General features: G+C 74.8%; 4 protein-coding genes and 1 pseudogene. 2 read left to right on the top strand and 3 right to left on the bottom strand.

Annotation, left to right across the window (positions count from 1 at the left end):
- Positions 1 to 28: 28 nt before the first annotated feature.
- The 3 genes and pseudogenes from K4B79_RS23595 to K4B79_RS23585 form a co-directional block, all read right to left on the bottom strand.
- Positions 29 to 5,959 (bottom strand): annotated as a pseudogene (locus K4B79_RS23595) (amino acid adenylation domain-containing protein); the annotation flags it as partial.
- Between the two features lie 6 nt (positions 5,960 to 5,965).
- Positions 5,966 to 13,627, bottom strand: coding sequence for a non-ribosomal peptide synthetase (locus tag K4B79_RS23590; RefSeq protein WP_269463875.1), 7,662 nt, complete (start codon positions 13,625 to 13,627; stop codon positions 5,966 to 5,968).
- A gap of 23 nt (positions 13,628 to 13,650) precedes the next feature.
- Positions 13,651 to 14,970, bottom strand: coding sequence for a cysteate synthase (locus K4B79_RS23585; protein ID WP_232028864.1), 1,320 nt, complete (start codon positions 14,968 to 14,970; stop codon positions 13,651 to 13,653).
- Between the two features lie 478 nt (positions 14,971 to 15,448).
- Between K4B79_RS23585 and K4B79_RS23580 the strand changes: the two genes are divergently transcribed.
- Both K4B79_RS23580 and K4B79_RS48655 read left to right on the top strand, forming a co-directional pair.
- Complete coding sequence (locus tag K4B79_RS23580; RefSeq protein ID WP_232028863.1) at positions 15,449 to 16,399, top strand: thiamine pyrophosphate-dependent enzyme; 951 nt, start codon at positions 15,449 to 15,451, stop codon at positions 16,397 to 16,399.
- 1 nt (position 16,400) lies between these two features.
- Complete coding sequence (locus K4B79_RS48655) at positions 16,401 to 18,521, top strand: 2-oxo acid dehydrogenase subunit E2 (RefSeq protein WP_374208502.1); 2,121 nt, start codon at positions 16,401 to 16,403, stop codon at positions 18,519 to 18,521.
- The last annotated feature ends 2 nt before the right edge of the window (positions 18,522 to 18,523 follow it).

Raw genomic sequence — 18,523 nt, 5'->3', positions numbered from 1 at the left:
GGGCCTTGCGGTCGAGCTTGCCGTGCGGGGTCAGCGGGAGGGTGTCGAGGACGACGAGCGCCGCGGGCACCATGTAGTCGGGCAGGGCCTCCTCCGCGTGCCGTCGCAGCTCGGCCGGGTCCGGCACCGCTCCGGTCCCGGGCACGACGTAGCCGACGAGGCGGCGCTCGCCCGGCTCGTCCTCCCGGACCACCACGGCGGCCCGGGCGATGTGCGGGTGCCGGGCGAGGACGGCCTCGATCTCGCCGGGTTCGATGCGGAAGCCGCGGATCTTGACCTGGTCGTCCGCCCGGCCCACGTAGGCGAGTTCGCCGTAGGCGGTCCAGCGCACCAGGTCGCCCGTCCGGTACATGCGGTCACCGGCGGCGCCGAACGGGTCGGCCACGAAGCGTTCCGCCGTCAGCCCGGGGCGCCCGAGGTAGCATCGCGCCACGCCCGCGCCGGACAGGTACAGCTCGCCCACCACGCCGGGCGGGACCGGCCGCAGCCAGGCGTCCAGGACGTGGGTGCGGGTGTCGGTGACCGGCCGTCCGATCGGCGGGGCCTGGTCCCCGGTGAGGGGCGTGCTGATGGTGGCGCACACCGTCGACTCGGTCGGGCCGTAGGCGTTGGCCATACGGCGGCCGGGCGCCCACCGGGCCACCAGCTCGCCGGGGCACGCCTCGGCGCCGACGATCAGCGTCCGCAGCTCGGGGAAGTCGCCGTCGGGCAGCGTGGCGAGCGCGGCCGGCGGGATGAGGGCGTGGGTGATCCCGCCGTCCGTCAGGGCGCGTTCGAGGCTCTCGCCGACCAGGGGGCCGTCGGCGGGCGGCACGATCAGCGCCCCGCCCGAGGCGAAGGCCATCAGCAGTTCCATCACCGACGCGTCGAAGCCGGGCGCCGAGAACTGGAGCACCCGGGAGTCCGGGCCCAGGCCGAACCGCTCGATCTGCGTGCGCGCCAGCGCGGCGAGCCCCCGGTTCTCGACGACGACGCCCTTGGGTACGCCGGTGGAGCCCGAGGTGTGGATGACGTAGGCGGCGTGGCGGGGGTGGTAGACGGCGGGCAGGTCGCCGGGCGGGCCGTCCGCCGCGATGTCCCGGATGACGTACGACGGTCGGGCATCGCCCAGGACGAGATCCACGCGCTCGCGGGGCAGGCCCGGATCCACCGGCAGGAAGGCGGCACCGGCGAGGGCCACCGCGAGGACCGCGACAATCCGGTCGGCGGAGCGCGGCATCAGGACCGCCACCACGTCGCCGGGTGCGACTCCGCGGCCGGCCAGGACGCGCGCCAACCGCTCGGCGCGGGCGTCGAGTTCGGCGTACGACAGCTCGTTCAGGGCCGGGGCGTCCGGGGTCCGTCGGGCCTGGGCGCGGAACAGCTCGGCCAGGGAGGCCGGGGGGATGTCGCCCGGGGCGGTGCTCCAGTCGGTGAGTGTCCGGTGTTCGCCGGTGTCGAGGAGGTCGAGGTCGCCGATGCGCCGGTCGGGTGCGGCGACGGCGGCGCCCAGCAGGCGGACGAGCCGCCGGGTGAGCCGCCGGGCGGTCTCGGGGTCGAACAGGTCGGTGCTGTACTCGGCGACGCCGTCGATGCCGGCCGGGGTGCCGTCCTCGGTGCGGTGTTCGGTGAGGTAGAGGGAGAGGTCGAAGCGGGCGGCGCCGGTCTCGACGGGCTCGCGGTCGGCGCGCAGGCCGGCCAGCGAGGGGCGGGGCTCGACCGCGTGGCCGGTGAAGGCCAGCATCACCTGGAACAGGGGGTGCCGGGCGAGGGTGCGCTCGGGGCTGAGCGCGTCCACGAGGAGGTCGAACGGCACGTCCTGGTGGGCGTAGGCGGCCAGGTCGGTGTCCCGGACCCGGCGCAGCAGTTCCCGGAAGGTGGGGTTGCCGGAGGTGTCGGTGCGCAGGGTGAGGCTGTTGACGAAGAAGCCCACGAGGTCGTCGAGCCGGTCGTCGGCGCGTCCGGCGACCGGTGTGCCGACGGGGATGTCGGTTCCGGAGCCGAGCCGGGTCAGCAGGGCGGCGAGGCCCGCCTGAAGGACCATGAAGAGGGTGACACGCTGGCTCGACGCGAGGTCGGTGAGCGCGGCGTGCAGCTCCGCGTCCAGGGTGACGGCGGCGCGGTCGCCCCGGCCGGAGGGCTCGGCGGGCCTGGGCCGGTCGGCCGGGAGCGGCAGTTCCTCGGGTGCTCCGTCCAACGCCTCCTTCCAGAACTCGATCTGACGTGTCATCAGGCTGTCGGGCACGTTCTCGTCCCCGAGCAGGTCGCGCTGCCAGCACGCGAAGTCGCCGTAGCGGACGGGCAGTTCCGGCCACCGCGGTGCGTGTCCGGCGGACCGGGCCGCGTACGCGGTCTCCAGGTCGCGCATCAGGGGCGCCATGGAGCCGCCGTCCACGGCGATGTGGTGGGCGAGCAGCAGCAGGACGTGGGTGTCGGCGTCGAGGGCGTAGAGGGTGGCGCGCAGCGGCAGGTCGGTGGCGAGGTCGAAGCGGTGGCCCGCCGCGGCGGTGAGCAGGGCGGGCAGCTCGGCCTCGGTGGCCGGTACGACCGTCAGGCGCGGCCGGGCCTGTGCCGGGTCCAGCACCCGCTGGTAGGGGGTGCCCCTCAGGTCCGGGCAGAGGGTGCGCAGCGGTTCGTGGCGCTCGACGAGGTCGGCGAGTGCCGCCTCCAGCGCCTCCCGGTCCAGCGGGCCGGTCAGGCGCAGCGCCCAGGGCACGGTGTAGGTGGTGTGGCCTCCGTCGAGGCGGCTCATGAACCACAGCCGCTGTTGGGCGTACGACAGCGGGAGCGGGTCGGGGAGCCGGTCCCGCCGGGCGAGTTCGGGACGCCGCTCGTCCGCCGCTCCGCTCGCCCGGGCCGCGAGCCCGGCCGGGGTCGGGGTCTCGAAGACCGCCCGGACGGGCAGTGCGGCGCCGAGCGCGGCCCTGATCCGGTCGGCGAGGCGCATGGCGAGCAGGGAGTCGCCGCCGAGCTCGAAGAACCCGTCGTCGACGCCCACCCGGTGCGCGTCGAGGCCGAGGACGTCGGCGAACAGCCCGACCAGGATCTCCTCCTGCGGGGTGCGCGGGGCACGCCCGGTCCCGGAGCCGCCGACGCCGGTGGGAGCGGGCAGGGCGGCGTGGTCCAGCTTGCCGTTGGCGGTCAGCGGGAGCCGGTCCAGGACGACGACGGCCGAGGGGACCATGTGGTCGGGCAGCCTCCGGGCCGCCTCGCCGCGTACGGCCGCCGGGTCGAGCGTGTGCGTGGGCTCGGCGGGGACGACGTACCCGATCAGCCGGCCGTCGCGGACGAGTACGACCGTCTGCGCCACCTGGGGGTGTCCGGTGAGCGCCGCCTCCACCTCGCCCGGTTCGATGCGGAAGCCGCGGATCTTGACCTGGTGGTCGGCGCGGCCCAGGTACTCCAGGTCGCCGTCGGCCGTCCGGCGGGCCAGGTCGCCCGTGCGGTACATGCGGGCGCCGGGCGGGCCGAAGGGGGCCGCGACGAAGCGGCCCGCCGTCAGCTCCGGCCGCCCCAGGTAGCCGCGGGCCAGGCCGGCGCCGGAGACGAAGAGCTCGCCGGTGACGCCCGGGGGGACGGGGCGCAGGCCCGCGTCCAGGACGTGGGCGCGCAGGTCGGGGATGGGCCGTCCGATGCCGTTCTCGGCGCCGGTGGTCAGCGGCAGCCCGGTGACGTGGACGGTCGTCTCGGTGATGCCGTACATGTTCACCAGGACGGGGGCGTCCTGCGGGTGGCGGGTGTGCCACTCGGTGACCAGGGCGGGGTCGAGCGCCTCGCCGCCGAAGACTATGTGACGCAGGGTCAGTTCTCGGGAGATCTCGGGGAGTTCGGCGTCCGCGCGGAGCAGTTCGCCGAACGCCGACGGGGTCTGGTTGAGGACCGTGACCTGCTCGCGTGCCAGCAGCCGCAGGAACTCCTCGGGCTCGCGGCTGACCGCGAACGGCACGATCACGAGGGTGCCGCCGTGCAGGAGGGCGCCCCACAGCTCCCAGACGGAGAAGTCGAAGGCGTAGGAGTGGAACAGCGTCCACACGTCGTCCGGGCCGAAGTCGAACCAGTGCCGGGTGGACGCGAACAGCCGGATGACGTTCCGGTGCGGGACGGCGACGCCCTTGGGGCGACCGGTGGAGCCGGAGGTGTAGATGACGTAGGCCAGCTGATCGGCCGTCGGCCGCGCCGCCACGGGCGGTGCTTCGGGCAGCGGTTCGTCCAGGGACAGGGCCAGGACCGGGACCGGGGTCGGGGAGGCGGGCAGGACGGCGGCAGTCTCCCCGGTCGTCACCAGCAGCACCGGTGCGGAGTCGGCCAGCATGAAGGCGAGCCGGTCGGCCGGGTACGCGGGGTCCATGGGCACGTACGCGGCGCCGGTCCTGAGCACCGCGAGCACGGCCACCACCAGCTCCGGGGAGCGGGGCAGCGCGAGGGCGACCAGCCGTTCGGGGCCGGCGCCGCGTGCCGCGAGCACGCGGGCGAGACGGTCCGCGCGGGCGTCGAGCTCCGCGTAGGTGAGGCGGGTGCCCTCGTGGACCACGGCGGTGGCGTGGGGGGTCCGGGCGGCCTGGCGGGCGAAGAGGTCGGCGAGGGTGGCCCGGTCGCCGTCGGCTTCGCCTTCCCACGCACCGGGCAGGGCGTCCTCGCCGAGCAGCCGCTCCCGCTCTCCCGGCAGCAGTGCCTCCACCTCGCGGGCGCTGCGGTGCGGGTCGCTGACCAGGGCGTCCAGGACGGCGGCGAAGCGGTCCAGGAGGGTGCGGGCGCCGGTCTCGTCGTACAGGTCGGGCCGGTAGGACAGGCGCAGGGCCAGGCGGCGGGCGGGCAGGACGGCGAGGGTGAGCGGGTAGTGGGTGGCGTCGCGGCCGGTGAGCTGGGTGATCCGGGGCCCGGGTGCTGCGGGGCCGGTGGCGCCCGGGTGGTTCTCGAAGGCGAGCAGCGTGTCGAAGAGGTCGCCACCGGTTCCCGTGCCGGTGCCCGCCGCACGGCGTATGTCGGCCAGGCCCAGGTGCTGGTGCGGGAGCAGCGCGGCCTGGCGCCGCTGGAGGGCGGTGAGCAGGTCGGCGACGGTGGCGTCCTCGTCCCACCGCACCCGGGTGGGCACGGTGTTGATGCAGAACCCGACCATGGAGGCGATGTTCGCCAGCTCGGGCGGGCGGACGGTGACGGTCTGGCCGAAGACGACGTCGGTGCGGCCGGTGAGACGGCCGAGCAGCAGGCCCCAGGCTCCCTGGACGAGGTTGTTGAGGGTGACGCCCAGGGAGCGGGCGGCGGTCTCCGCGGCGGCGGTCAGCGTCTTGGGGAGTTCGACGACGAGTTCCTCGGGCAGCACGGTCGCGGCGGCGGTCCCGGTGGGCGTGAGCAGGGTCGGCTCGTCGGTGCCGGACAGCGCGTCCCGCCAGGCGGACTCGGCGGTGCCGCGGTCCTGCCGGGCCAGCCAGGCCAGGTAGTCGCGGTAGGCGGGCGCCGGGGCCAGGGCGGTGGGGTGCTCGCCCGCGTACAGGGCGCCGAACTCGCGGACCAGGAGCTGCTTCGACCAGCCGTCGAGCAGGATGTGGTGGTTGGTGACGACGAGCCGCCGGCGGTCGGGCGCCCAGCGCACCAGCAGATACCTCAGCAGGGGCGGTCGGGTGAGGTCGAAGCGGCGGGTGCGCTCCTCGTCGAGGAGCCGCTCCCACTCCTTGTCCCGCTCGTCCTCGCCCAGGTCCGACAGGTCGGCCTCGGCCCACGGCAGTTCGACGTCCGTGGGGACGATCTGCACGGGCGGTCCGGCCTCGCGGCGGCGGAAGCAGGCGCGCAGGTTGGGGTGCCGGTCGAGGAGGGCCTGTCCGGCGGCGCGGACGGCGGCGGGGTCCACCTCGCCGGTCAGCTCCAGGATCTGCTGGGCGGCGTAGACGTCGGGGGCGTGCTCGTCGTCGTAGAGGGCGTGGAAGAGCAGGCCTTCCTGCAACGGCGACAGGGGCAGGATGTCGGCGATTCCGGACCGAGTCACCTTGGGTTACCTCCACTCGCTTCCGAACTCGGCTTCGAGTTCGTCGATCTCCGATTGGGACAGGGCCACCAGGGGCAGGTCGGACGGGGTGTGCCCGCCCGCGGGGGTGCCGGCCGCCTGGGCCGCCAGCTCCTCGCACCACAGGTCGGCGAGGTCACGTACCTCGCTCTCGGACCAGATGCCGGGCGCCCAGGACCAGGTGGCGGACAGCCGGCCGTCGGCGGTGGTCACGGCGGTGATCTCCAGGCCGTGCGCCACCGGCATGCCGGGGTCGTGGGCGGCCCCCAGGTGGGACAGTCCCGGGGGTTCCTCCGGGGCCGCCGACCAGTCGGCGACCGGTTCCCCGGGCCTGCGGCCCAGGTAGTTGAAGCCGATCTGCGGGGCCGGGAGCGCGGCGAGCACCGGTGCGGTGTCGGGGTTGAGGTGGCGGAGCAGACCGTGGCCGATGCCGTGGTCGGGGACGGACCGCAGCTGCTCCTTGACGCGCTTGAGCACGTCGGCCGGGTCGTCCACGTCGGCTCCGGTCAGGTCCAGTCGGGCCGGGACGACACTGGTGAACCAGCCGACCGTGCGTGACAGGTCGACGCCGTCGGCGATGTCCTCGCGCCCGTGCCGCTCGATGTCGACGAGCAGGGCCCGGTGGTCGTGTTCGTCCTTCGTGCGCCGGTGGCGTACGAAGGCGGCGGCCAGCGCGGCGAGCAGCACGTCGTCGGGGCCGGCGTGGAAGGCGGCGGCCACGGTGGTGAGGAGCTCGGTGGTGGTGTCGGCCGACAGGTCCCTGGCGAGGTGCCGCATCGTGCCGGCGATGTCGCGGGCCGGGTCGAGGGGCCGGACGCCGAGCAGCGGATCGGGGGCGTCCGACAGCCCTTTCCATACGTCGAGTTCGGCCGCCCTCCGGGGAGCGCGGGCCTCTCGCTCCAGCAGGCGTGCCCAGTGCCGGAAGGGCGTGCCCGGTTCGGACAGCGGCTCCTCGCGCCAGGCGGCGGCCAGGTCGGAGCGGAGGATGCTCCAGGAGACGCCGTCCACGGCGAGGTGGTGGATCGTCAGCAAGAGGCGTCCCGGCCGTTCCGGGCCAGGGTCGAACCAGACGGCGTGCAGCAACTCGCCCTTCTCCGGGCTCAGTTCGACGACCGCCGTGGTCAGCGCGGTCGCGAAGTCGCCGTCCGGTACGGCGACCCGTTCCAGCAGCGGCCCGGCGTCCATGCTCCCGGCAGGCGGCACCACGGCCGTCCGCTCGTCGGCCACGATGCGCATCCGCAGGACGTCGTGCCGGTCCAGCAGCGCCTGGAGGGCGGCCGTGAGCCGCTTCTCGTCGGCATCGGCGGGGGTGACGAGCAGGGCCGACTGTCTGAACGAGCCGATGGGGCCGCCGCGTTCGTAGAGGCGGTGCATGGCCGGGGTGAACGGCAGCTCGCCGATCGCCGGCTCCTGCTCCGGGCCCCGGCCGGCCACCGGGCGTCCGGCCGCGACGGCGGCGAGCGCGGCGATCGTCCGGTGCTCGAACACGTCCCGTGGGGTCAGCCGCAGCCCCGCCGCCGTCGCGCGGCTCACGAGGTGGATCGAGGTGATGCTGTCGCCGCCGAGGTCGAAGAACCCGTCGTCGACACCCACCTCCTCGGCAGGTGTCCCCAGTACCTCGGCGAAGAGGTCCCGCAGGGTCTCCTCCTGCGGGGTCCGCGGGGCGCGAGGGGCATCGGAACCGCCGGGAATGCGGGACCCCACACCCGTCGATGCCGGCGCCTCGCGGTCGAGGACGGGTGCGGGCAGGGCCGCCCGGTCCAGCTTGCCGTTGGGTGTCATCGGCAGGGCGTCCAGCGGCACCAGCGCCTCGGGAACCATGTGGGCGGGCAGCTGCCGTGCGGCGTGGCCGAGGAGCGCGGTGCGGTCGGTGTCGGCCGCCGCGACGACGTACCCGACGAGTCGCCGGACCCCGGCTCCGTCCTCCCGTACGACCACGGCGGCCTGGGCGACCGAGGGATGGGCGGTGAGCACCCCTTCCACCTCACCCGGTTCGATCCGCAGCCCCCGGATCTTGAGCTGGCCGTCGGCCCGCCCCCGCAGCTCCAGGGTGCCGTCGGCGCGGCGCACGGCCAGGTCGCCGGTGCGGTACATGCGCTCGCCGGGCGGCCCGAAGGGATCGGCGACGAACCGCTCGCCGGTCAGACCGGACCGCCTCCAGTAGCCCCGGGCCACATGGTCCCCGGCCACATACAGCTCACCCTCGACCCCGGCGGGAACCGGGCTCAGCCGGGCGTCGAGCACATAGGCCCGGGTGTTCCACATGGGCCGGCCGATGGGCACGGGGCCGGTGGGCAGGTCCTCTCCGGGTTCGATGCGGTGGTCGGTGCAGCCGACGGTGAGTTCGGTGGGGCCGTAGTGGTTGACCAGGCGCACGTGCGGGTGGTCGCGGCGCCAGGCACGCAGGGCCTCGCCGACCAGGGCCTCGCCGCCGAGCATGAACTCCTCGGTGGGCGACAGGTCGTGCGGCAGGACGGGCAGCAGCGGGAGGTGGCTCGGCGTGGCCTTGAGGAAGGTGTAGCCCTGGGGCAGCGGGGCGGTCCCGGCTTCGTGGAAGGCGGCGATGTGCACCCGGCCACCTGTGGCGAGCGCCCCGTGCAGGGTCGTCACCGTGGCGTCGAAGGACATGGTGGCGTGCAGCAGGGAGGTGCCGCGCAGGCCGGGGTAGGCCTCGGCGCACCGGGCCACGTAGGTGGTGAGGTTGCGGTGCTCGACGACGACACCCTTGGGGCGCCCGGTGGTGCCGGAGGTGTAGATCAGGTACGCGGGGTCGGCGGGCCGTGCCGTGGCGAGCGGCAGGTCGGGGTCGTCCGGTACCGCGTCGGGGTGGACGACCGGGACCTCGCCCGGGGACGGGTCCCGGCTGATCAGGCACACGGGATCCGCGTCCGACAGCAGATAGGCCGTGCGCTCGGCCGGATGCTCCGGGTCGAGCGGCAGATAGGCCGCGCCTGCCTTGAGGACGGCCAGCACGGCGAACGCGAGGTCCACCGACCGGGGCAGCGAGAAGGCGACGACCCGACCGGGCCCGGCGCCGTACGCGGTGAGCGTGCGTGCCAACCGCCCGGCGCGGACGTCGAGTTGGCGGTAGGTGAGGGCGGTTTCCGCGTCCGAGACCGCCACGGCGTCCGGGGTCTCGGCCGCGCGCGCCTCGAAGAGCCGGGGGAACGTGGTGTCCGGGACCTCCCGTGCCGTGTCGTTGAACTCGACCAGCAGCCGGTGGCGTTCCTCCGGGGCGAGGATGTCGAGCGTGCCGATCGTGCGGCCCGGATGGGTGACGGCCGCGTGCAGCAGCCGTTCCAGGCGGGCGGCCAGTTCCTCGGCCGTGCCCCGGTCGAAGAGGTCGGCGCTGTACTGGAGGACGCCCTCGATGCCGTCCGGGGTGCCGTCGGGCGCGCGGAGTTCGCCGAGGTTGAACGTGAGGTCGATCTTGGTGGCGCCGGTCTCCACCGGCAGGGTCCGCGTGCGCAGGCCGGGCAGGTCGAGCCGGGGTCCGGCGGTGGGGCGGAAGGCGAGCATCACCTGGAAGAGGGGGTGCCGAGCGAGGGACCGGGGCGGGTTGAGGGCCTCGACCAGGTGCTCGAAGGGCAGGTCCTGGTGCGCGTAGGCGGCCAGGTCGGTCTCCCGGACCCGGTCGAGGAGGTCCCGGAAGGCGGGGTCGCCGGAGGTGTCGGTGCGCAGGACGAGGGTGTTGACGAAGCAGCCGACCAGGTCGTCGAGCCGCTCGTCGGCGCGGCCCGCGACCGGGGTGCCGAGGGGGATGTCGGTGCCGGCGCCCAGCCGGGTGAGCAGGGCGGCGAGTCCTGCCTGCACGACCATGAACACCGTGGTCCCGCTCGCGTCGGCCAGCTCGCGCAGCCTCCTGTGCAGGACCGCGTCCCACCGCACGGGGACGTCACCGCCGCGGTGGGTGGCGACGGCCGGCCGGGGCCGGTCCGCGGGGAGCGGGAGTTCGTCGGGCAGTCCGGCGAGCGCCTCGCGCCAGTGGGAGAGTTGGGCCTCCTCTACGGCGGCGATCACCTCGTCCTGCCACAGGCCGTAGTCGGCGTACTGCAGGGGCAGCGGCGGCCGGTGCGGCTCCTGTCCGGCGAGCCGGGCCCGGTAGGCGGCCGCGAGGTCGCGCAGGAGGGGGTCCAGGGACCAGCCGTCGGCGGCGATGTGGTGCAGGGCCAGCAGCAGGACGTGGTCCTGCGCGCCGACGGCCAGCACATGGGCGCGCACCGGGATGTCGGTGGTCAGGTCGAACTCCTCCGCCGCCGACTCGGCCAGACGCCCGGGCAGTTCGGCCTCCACGACGTCCTCTACGGTCACCCGGGGCCGTACGGACTCCAGCAGCCGCTGACGGGGGCGGCCGTCCGCGTCCGGGTAGACCGTCCGCAGGATCTCGTGCCGGGCGACGACGTCGGCGAGCGCGGCGCGCAGGGCGTCCACGTCGAGGGGGCCGCCGGTCAGGCGTACGGCGAGCGGGACGGTGTAGGCGGCGCCCGCTCCCTCCAGCCGATGCAGGAACCACAGTCGCCGCTGGGCGGAGGACAGCGGGGCCGCCTCGACCGGGACGGCACGCGGGGCCGGCCGCGCGACGGTGGATCCCGCGCCCGTCCCATCGTCGGTCAGGAGTGCCAGTCCGGCCGGGGTGGGCGTGGCGAAGACCTCGCGCAGGGTCAGGTCGACGCCGAGGGTGTTGCGGATCCGGCCGATCAGCCGCAGGGCGAGCAGCGAGTGGCCGCCGAGGGCGAAGAGGCTGTCGTCCGGACCGACGTCCGGCAGACCCAGCACGTCGGCGAACAGGGCGCACAGCACTTCTTCGCGCGGGGTGCGCGCGACCGCGGCGCGTGAGGTCCCGGCGCGCGGGCCCCCGGCGTGTGTCGGCGCGGGCGTGGGGGCGGGCAGCGCGGCACGGTCGAGCTTGCCGTTGGCGGTCAGCGGGAGGCGGTCCAGGACCACGACGGCGGAGGGCACCAGGGCCTCGGGCAGCAGCCCGGCGAGGTGGGCGCGCAGGGCGTCGGGGTCGGCCTTCTCCCCCACCACGTAGGCCACCAGGCGCCGGTCGCCGGGGCGGTCCTCGCGGACGACGGCGACCGCGCGGGCGACCTCGGGACGGTCGGTGAGGGCCGTCTCGATCTCGCCGGGTTCGACGCGGAACCCGCGCAGTTTGATCTGGCCGTCGGCACGGCCGTGGTACGTCAGTTCGGCGTCCGGGGTCACGTGGACGCGGTCGCCGGTGCGGTACATCCGGGCGCCCGGCGGGCCGTAGGGATCGGCGACGAAGCGCTCGGCGGTGGCGGCGGGCCGGCCCAGGTAGCCGCGGGCCACCCCGGGGCCGGCGAGGTACAACTCCCCCACCGTGCCCGGCGGGACGGGCCGGAGGGCGCCGTCGAGCACGTACGCGCGCATGCCGTCCAGGGGGCGGCCGATGGGCAGGGGATCCGGTACGGGGCGGTCCGAGGGACAGGGCCGGGAGGTGGCGAACGTCGTCGTCTCCGTCGGCCCGTACCCGTCGGTGACGGTCAGCCCCGGACACGCCTTTAGGACCCGGCGCACCGCCGCTGCCGGGACGGCCTCTCCGCCGGTCCACACCTGGCGCAGTCCGGCGAAGCACTCCGGGTCCTGTTCGGCGGCGAGTCCGAACAGCCCGGCGGTCAGCCACAGCGCGGTGAGCCGGTGCCGTGCCGTCAGCCGGGCGACGGCCGCCGCGTCCACGTCCTCGTCGGCTCCCGCGACCACGGCGGTGCCGCCGTTGAGCAGCGGTACCCACATCTCGTAGGTGGAGGCGTCGAAGGCGGTCGGCGAGTGCACCAGGACGCGCGCGTGCGCTCCGTCGGCGAACGCCGAGTCGGCGGCCAGCGCGGTGATGTCGCGGTGGGTGACGGCGACCCCCTTGGGGGTGCCGGTGGAGCCCGAGGTGAAGCTGACATACGCCAGTTGGTCCGGGTGCGGGCGGACGCGGGGGTCCGTGTCCGGTTCGGTGGCGAGGGTCGGATCGTCGACGGCGACCGGCGTGACGCCCTCGTACGTCTCGGTGCGGTCCGTCAGCAGGACGGCCGAGCCGGTCTCGCCGAGGATGCGCCGCGTGCGCGCGGCCGGGGCACGCGGGTCGAGCCCGACGTAGGCGCCGCCCGCCTTGAGGACGGCCAGCAGGGCGACGATCAGGTCGTCGGAGCGGCGCATGAGGACGGCCACCCGGTCCTCGGGGCGGACACCGAGGCCCAGCAGCCGGTGGGCGAGCCGGTTGGCGCGAGCGTTCAACTCCCGGTAGGTGGTGCCCCGTTCACCGTGCACCACGGCCGTGGTGTCCGGGTCGGCGGCGGCGCGGGCCGCGAGCAGGTCCGGGACGGTGGCCTCTCCCCCGCGCGCGGGAGCGCCGTCGAGCCGGGCGGATGCCGTCTCCTGCGGCAGCGTGAGCTCCAGGGTGCCCACACAGGCCGACGGTTCGGCGGCGAACCGCTCCACGAAGTGGATCAACCGCCGGTGGTGGGCGGTCAGTTCGGCGTCCGTGTAGTGCGCCGGGCTCGCGTCGAGGTCGAGGCGGATGCCCTCCGCGTCGGCGCGGTCGTACACGTTGACGGCGAGGTCCTCCACCGGGCCGGTGGAGAGGTTGTGGCGGGTGGTGGCGTACCCGGCGAAGCGCAGTTCCGGCCCGAAGGCCATGATGTTGACGACGGGGCCGAAGAAACGGCGCCCGTCCCGCGGCCAGTCCAGGTCCCGGCGCAGGTCCTCGCCCCGGTAGCGCTGGTGCGCGAGCAGGTCGCGGGTGACGGTCGCGGTCTGCCGTACGAGGTCGTGGGCGGTGGTGTCGGGTCGTACGGTCAGGCGCAGCGGGAGGACGTTGGACGCCATGCCCGGGGTCGCGCGTTCCGTCGCGCTCTCGCGGCCGGTGACGGCGAGGCCGAGCACGATCTCGCGGGCTCCGGTGAGGCGGTGCAGATAGGCGGCGGTGGCCGCGAGGACGACGCGTGACCAGCGGGTTCCGGCCTGCGCGGCGACGGCGTGCACCAAGTCGCCCGCGGTGTGCGGGAGATGACCGGTGCGGCGCTCGAACCGTCCGGCGACCTGCGTGGGCCGCGTCGACAGGCCGACCGGTTCGGGGCGGTCGGCGAGGGCGTGGGTCCAGTACGCGCGGTCCGTCGCGTGCCGTTCGCCCGCCTGGTAGGCCGCGTCCTCGGCGACCAGTGCGGCGAGGGGCGCCGGGGGCGGGGCGGGGGTGGTTCCGGCGGCGAGGGCGGTGTAGGCGTCGGCCACGCGGGCCGCGAGGAGGGAGCAGCTGTAGCCGTCGACGGCGATGTGGTGGTAGCGCTGGTACCAGATCCAGTGGTCGTCGGCGAGCTTGAGCAGTGCGTACCGGAAGAGCGGGGCGCGGTCGAGGGCGAAGGGGGTGGCGAAGTCGGCGGCCCGCCAGGCCTCGGCGGCGGCGCGGGGGTCGTCCTCGCCGGTGAGGTCGACGACGGGCAGGTCCCGGTCGGGGGCGGTCTCGACGATCGGGCGGACGGTGTCGTCGTCGGCGACGAAGCGGACCCGGAGCGTCTCGGTGGCGTCCACCACCGCCCGTACCGCGGCCCGCAGGAGGGCGGGGTCGACGGGCCCGTGGATCTCGGTGTACTCGCCCACGTTGTAGGCGGGTCCGGCGGGGTCGAGGCGCTGCCCGAACCACATCGAGCGCTGCGCGGCGGACAGGGTCACACGCCCTCCCCGACGACGACGGCACCGGTGCCGGTGCCCATGAGCCGCCGTTCCACCTGCTCGGCGACCAGCCGCGGCCCCTCCTCGCGGCCGGGCCACGGCACGCGCAGCCAGGGCCGGGCGGGGACGAGGGCGAGGTCGCGGGCCTGGCGGGCGCGGCCGCCGCCGGTGATGTTGAGGAGCACCAGTTCGTCCCGGCGGACCTGTCCGGCCACGACGGCTTCGGCCAGGGCGGCCAGGGCGACTCCGGCGCCGGGCTCGATGTCGATGCCCTCGACCTCCTCGAAGAGGGCCAGGGCGGCGAGCGCGGCCTCGTTGTCGGTACATCGCACGTCGCCGCCGCTCTCGGCCAGCACGTCGCGCACGCCGCCGCGCACGGTGAACGGCGGGCGGCGGTTGGTCAGTTCACGGGCGAGCGGTTCGTGCTCGCGGTGCGCGGGGGCCTGGCCGGTGGCCCGCCAGGCCTCGTGCAGGGGTGCGAAGGGCGCGTTCTGACACATCAGCAGGCGCGGCAGGCGTTCGCCCTCGCCGCGGACGCGGCGCGCCGCCTCGTGGGCGCCGATGGCTCCGGTGCCGCTGCCGACGGCCTGCACGTAGGTCTCCGGGAGCCGGCCGAGGGCCTCGGCGGCGGCCAGCATGACGGTGCCCAGGCCGTCGCGGCGGCCGACGTTGCGGGCGCCGCCCTCGGCGTGGTGGCCGGGCAACCGTGCCAGCAGGTCGGCGCAGGCGATGGTGTCGCTGTAGGTGGCGGCGCCGTCGAGGACGACGATCCGCACGCACGGGTCGAGCGGGGCGGGGAACCGCATCCGTTCCATCGCCGGTGCGGGCACGACCAGCAGACAGGGCACCTGGTGCCGGGTGGCCGCCCAGGCGAAGGCGGCGGCGGTGTTGCCGGCCGAGGGGATGACGAGGACGGGCGGCGCGGCGGGCAGCCGGCCGAGCACCGTGTACGCCTCCAGGTCCTTGAAGGTGCAGGTCGGCAACTGCGCCCCGCGTTCGGGCCAGTAGCCGTTGAAGGCGACCCAGAGCCGGTCGAGGCCGATCCGCCGGCCGAGGCGTTCGGCGTGGTGGACGACCGGTCCGGGCACACCGGGGAAGGTGCGCGCCACCGGCAGCAGCGGGGCGTGCCGGAACAGCCCCCTGTCCGCCCCCACACGGGCACCGGCACCGGCCGGGCTGTCGGCGTATTCGGTGCGCAGGAATGCCGGTTCGTGCCGACGGGAGCAGTCGAGTATGAGTCCATCGTCCTCGTAGCGGGTTCCGCATGAGGAACAGACAACCGTGTAGTGACGTGTTCCCGGGCGTCCTCGGGACATCTTCCCTTGCCTTCCGCAGTGCCGCATGTCGCTGATCAATTGGAACCGTCTCCGCAGTACGGGAAGGAGACGCGCGAATTGCTTCTTACTGAACGCCAGTTGACACATGGCCCGCACGGTCGCCGCTCACCTGCGCATTGTTCAGGCCCACTTCATCTACCCGTACCGGTGCGGTGGTGGAGAAAGAACCGTGGCCGTAGATCATCCGAGGCGCGCACACCGTTCACGAAAGGTTGACGGGAAAATGATGGATTCGCCGACGCTTACGGACGATGAAGACAGGGAAGACCCTTCCGCTTGGCTTCCTTCCGCGGTTCCGGTTTCCTTTTTGCCGACGCCGCTGTCGCTGTCTCCGTCACCACAGTCCACGAATTCGTCATCGAATGGCAAAGGCCGGGAAAAACACCCGGCGGCACGGGCGGAGCGCCGGTCGTACGCCGAGCCGCCGCCCGACGCGCTGCTGGCGGCGTACCGGAGGATGGTCGTCGGGCGCCGCTTCGACGAGCAGGCCACGGCGCTCGCCCGGCAGGGCCGGCTGGCGGTCCATCCGTCCAGCCTCGGCCAGGAGGCCTGCCAGGTCGGTGCCGCCCTTGCCCTGCGCGACTCGGACTGGCTGTTCCCCACCTACCGCGACTGCGTCGCCCTGGTCAGCCGGGGCATCGACCCGGTCGAGGCGTTGACGCTGCTGCGCGGTGACGCCCACTGCGGCTACGACCCCGTGCGGCACCGCACCGCGCCCCAGTGCACGCCGTTGGCCACGCACACCGCCCACGCCACCGGGCTCGCCCACGCCGAGCGCCTCAAGGGCACCGGCACGGTCGCGCTCGCGCTCCTGGGCGACGGCGCGACCAGCGAGGGCGACTTCCACGAGGCGGTGAACCTGGCGGGTGTGCTGCGGGCGCCCGTGGTGTTCCTGGTGCAGAACAACGGATACGCCATCTCCGTCCCGCTGTCCGAGCAGTGCGCGGCGCCGAGCCTGGCGTACAAGGGCGTCGGGTACGGCGTCCGCTCGGAGCAGGTGGACGGCAACGACGCCGCCGCGGTCCTCGCCGTCCTGACCACCGCCGCCGAGGACGCGCGAGCCGGCGGCGGTCCCTGGCTGGTCGAGGCGCACACCTACCGCATGGCCCCGCACACCAGCGCCGACGACCCGTCCCGCTACCGCGCGGCCGAGGAGACCGAGCGCTGGCGGGCCCGCGATCCGATCGCCCGGCTGGAATCCGCCCTGTTCGAGCGCGGACTGCTGACCGACGACGACGTGAAAGCGGTGGCGGCCGAGGCGGAGGAGTACGCCGTCGGTGTGCGTGAACGCCTCGCGGCGGACCCCGAGTTGGATCCGCTCGGTCTCCTCGACCACGTCCTCGGTGCGCCGACCCCGCAGCTCGCCGCTCAACGCGCCGCTCTGCGGGCCGAGTTGGAGGGTTGCTGACATGGCGGACGGCACGACGATGGCGCAGGCCCTCAACCGCGCGCTGCGGGACGCGCTCGACGCGGACGAGCGGGTCGTGGTCCTGGGCGAGGACGTCGGCCGCCTCGGTGGCGTCTTCCGGGTGACCGACGGCCTCACCGACGCGTTCGGCTCCCGGCGCTGCTTCGACACGCCGGTGTCCGAGGCGGGTATCGCGGGACTCGCGGTCGGCATGGCGATGGGGGGCTTCCGGCCCGTGGTGGAGATGCAGTTCGACGCGTTCGCCTATCCCGCGTTCGAGCAGATCGCCTCGCACATCGCCAAGATGCGCAACCGGACCCGCGGCGCCCTCCCCCTCCCCCTGGTCGTCCGGATCCCCTACGGCGGCGGCATCGGCGGGGTGGAGCACCACAGCGACTCCAGCGAGGCGTACTACGCGCACACCGCGGGCCTGAAGGTGGTGACCCCCGCGACGGCGGCGGACGCCTACTCCCTGCTCCGCGAGGCGATCGACGACCCCGATCCGGTGGTCTTCCTGGAGCCCAAACGCCACTACTGGACCCGCGAACGCGTCGAACTGCCCGTCCGCACCGAGCCGTTCGGCACCGCCGCGATCCGCCGCGCCGGACGTGACGCCACGCTGGTGGCCTACGGTCCCTCGCTCGCGGTGGCCCTGAAGGCGGCCGAGCGGGCCGCGGCCGAGGGCCTGGACGTGGAGGTGCTGGACCTGCGCACCCTGGTCCCGCTGGACGACCGGACGACGGCCGACTCCGTGCGGCGCACCGGCCGGTGCCTGGTGGTGCACGAGGCGCAGGGCTTCGCCGGGGTGGGCGCCGAGATCGCGGCACGCGTGCAGGAGCAGTGCTTCGACGCCCTGCGCGCACCGGTGTTGCGGGTCACGGGCCTCGACATCCCGTATCCGCCGCCGCTGTTGGAGGCCGCCCACCTGCCGGGCGTCGAGCGAGTGCTCGACGGCCTGCGCCGGCTGCTGCCCGACGGCGCCGAACGGCCTTCCGTCCGCGAGGACTTGGCGTCTGCCGGGCAGGCGTCCGCCACCCGGACCTTCCACCTCCCCGACCTGGGCGAGGGGCTCGCGGAGGCCGAGGTGCTGGAGTGGAAGGTCGCCGTGGGCGACACCGTCGAGCACGATCAGGTCGTCGTGGAGGTGGAGACCGCCAAGTCGGTGGTGACGCTGCCGAGTCCGTACGCCGGGACGGTGTCTGCCCTGCACTGCGGGACCGGTGGGGTCGTGCCGGTGGGGGCGCCGCTGTTCACGGTGGCGCCGGAGGCGGACGCGGGTACGCAGGTATCGGAGGCGGACGCGGCCGCGAAGGTGCTGGGGGCCGATGTGGCCGCGAAGGTGCCGCAGGCCGATGCGGGCTCACAGGCACCGGAGGCCGACACGGCCCCGGATTCGGGTGCCGTGCTCACCGGTTACGGAACCGGCGCGGCGAAGGGGTGGTCGCGGGCGGGCGGTTCCCCCGCGGACACCGGCGTCCGCGTCCCCCTGGACGCCTCCGCCGACAAGTTCGTGCGCGGGCATCGCGACACGCCGTCCGTGACGATCTGGGCCGACGCCGACGCGACCGGTCTGCTCGCCGCCCGCACCTCCCTCGGGACGGGCCTGCTGCCCCTGCTCGCGCGGGCGTGCCTGGCCGGGCTGGCCGCCTTCCCCGAGCTCAACGCCCGGGTCGACGCCGAACGCGGTGAGATCGTCCGCCCGCCCCGGGTGCACCTGGGCATCGCCGCGCAGACCGCGCAGGGTCTGATCGTCCCGGTCGTCCGCGACGCCGACCGCCTGTCCCCGGACGACCTCGCGGCCGAGCTGCGGCGCCTGACCGCCCTGGCCCGCCGGGGCACGCTCCCGGTGGAGCACCGCACCGGCGGCACGTTCACCCTCAACAACTACGGCGTCCTCGGCGTCGACGGCGCCACCCCGATCCTCAACCACCCGCAGGCCGCGATGCTCGGCGTGGGCCGCGTCGTCGAGCGCCCGTGGGTGGTGGACGGCCGTGTGGAGGTGCGCGAGGTGGTCCACGTGTCGCTGACCTTCGACCACCGTGTGTGCGACGGCGGCACCGCGGCGGGCTTCCTGCGCCAGGTGGTCGCCGGCATCACCGCCCCCGAGGGAGGGACCGTCTGACG

Source organism: Streptomyces lincolnensis, from assembly GCF_021173675.1.
In the GTDB taxonomy this organism is placed as follows: Bacteria; Actinomycetota; Actinomycetes; order Streptomycetales; family Streptomycetaceae; genus Streptomyces; species Streptomyces lincolnensis_B.
Note: the sequence above shows the minus strand (reverse complement) of the source record. Positions and strands in the feature narration are given on the sequence as shown.

Coding starts and splice junctions, on each gene's coding strand:
- K4B79_RS23590 (WP_269463875.1), bottom strand. CDS start 13,627: ATGTGGTTCGGGCAGCGCCTCGACCCCGCCGGACCCGCCTACAACGTG.
- K4B79_RS23585 (WP_232028864.1), bottom strand. CDS start 14,970: ATGTCCCGAGGACGCCCGGGAACACGTCACTACACGGTTGTCTGTTCC.
- K4B79_RS23580 (WP_232028863.1), top strand. CDS start 15,449: ATGGTCGTCGGGCGCCGCTTCGACGAGCAGGCCACGGCGCTCGCCCGG.
- K4B79_RS48655 (WP_374208502.1), top strand. CDS start 16,401: ATGGCGGACGGCACGACGATGGCGCAGGCCCTCAACCGCGCGCTGCGG.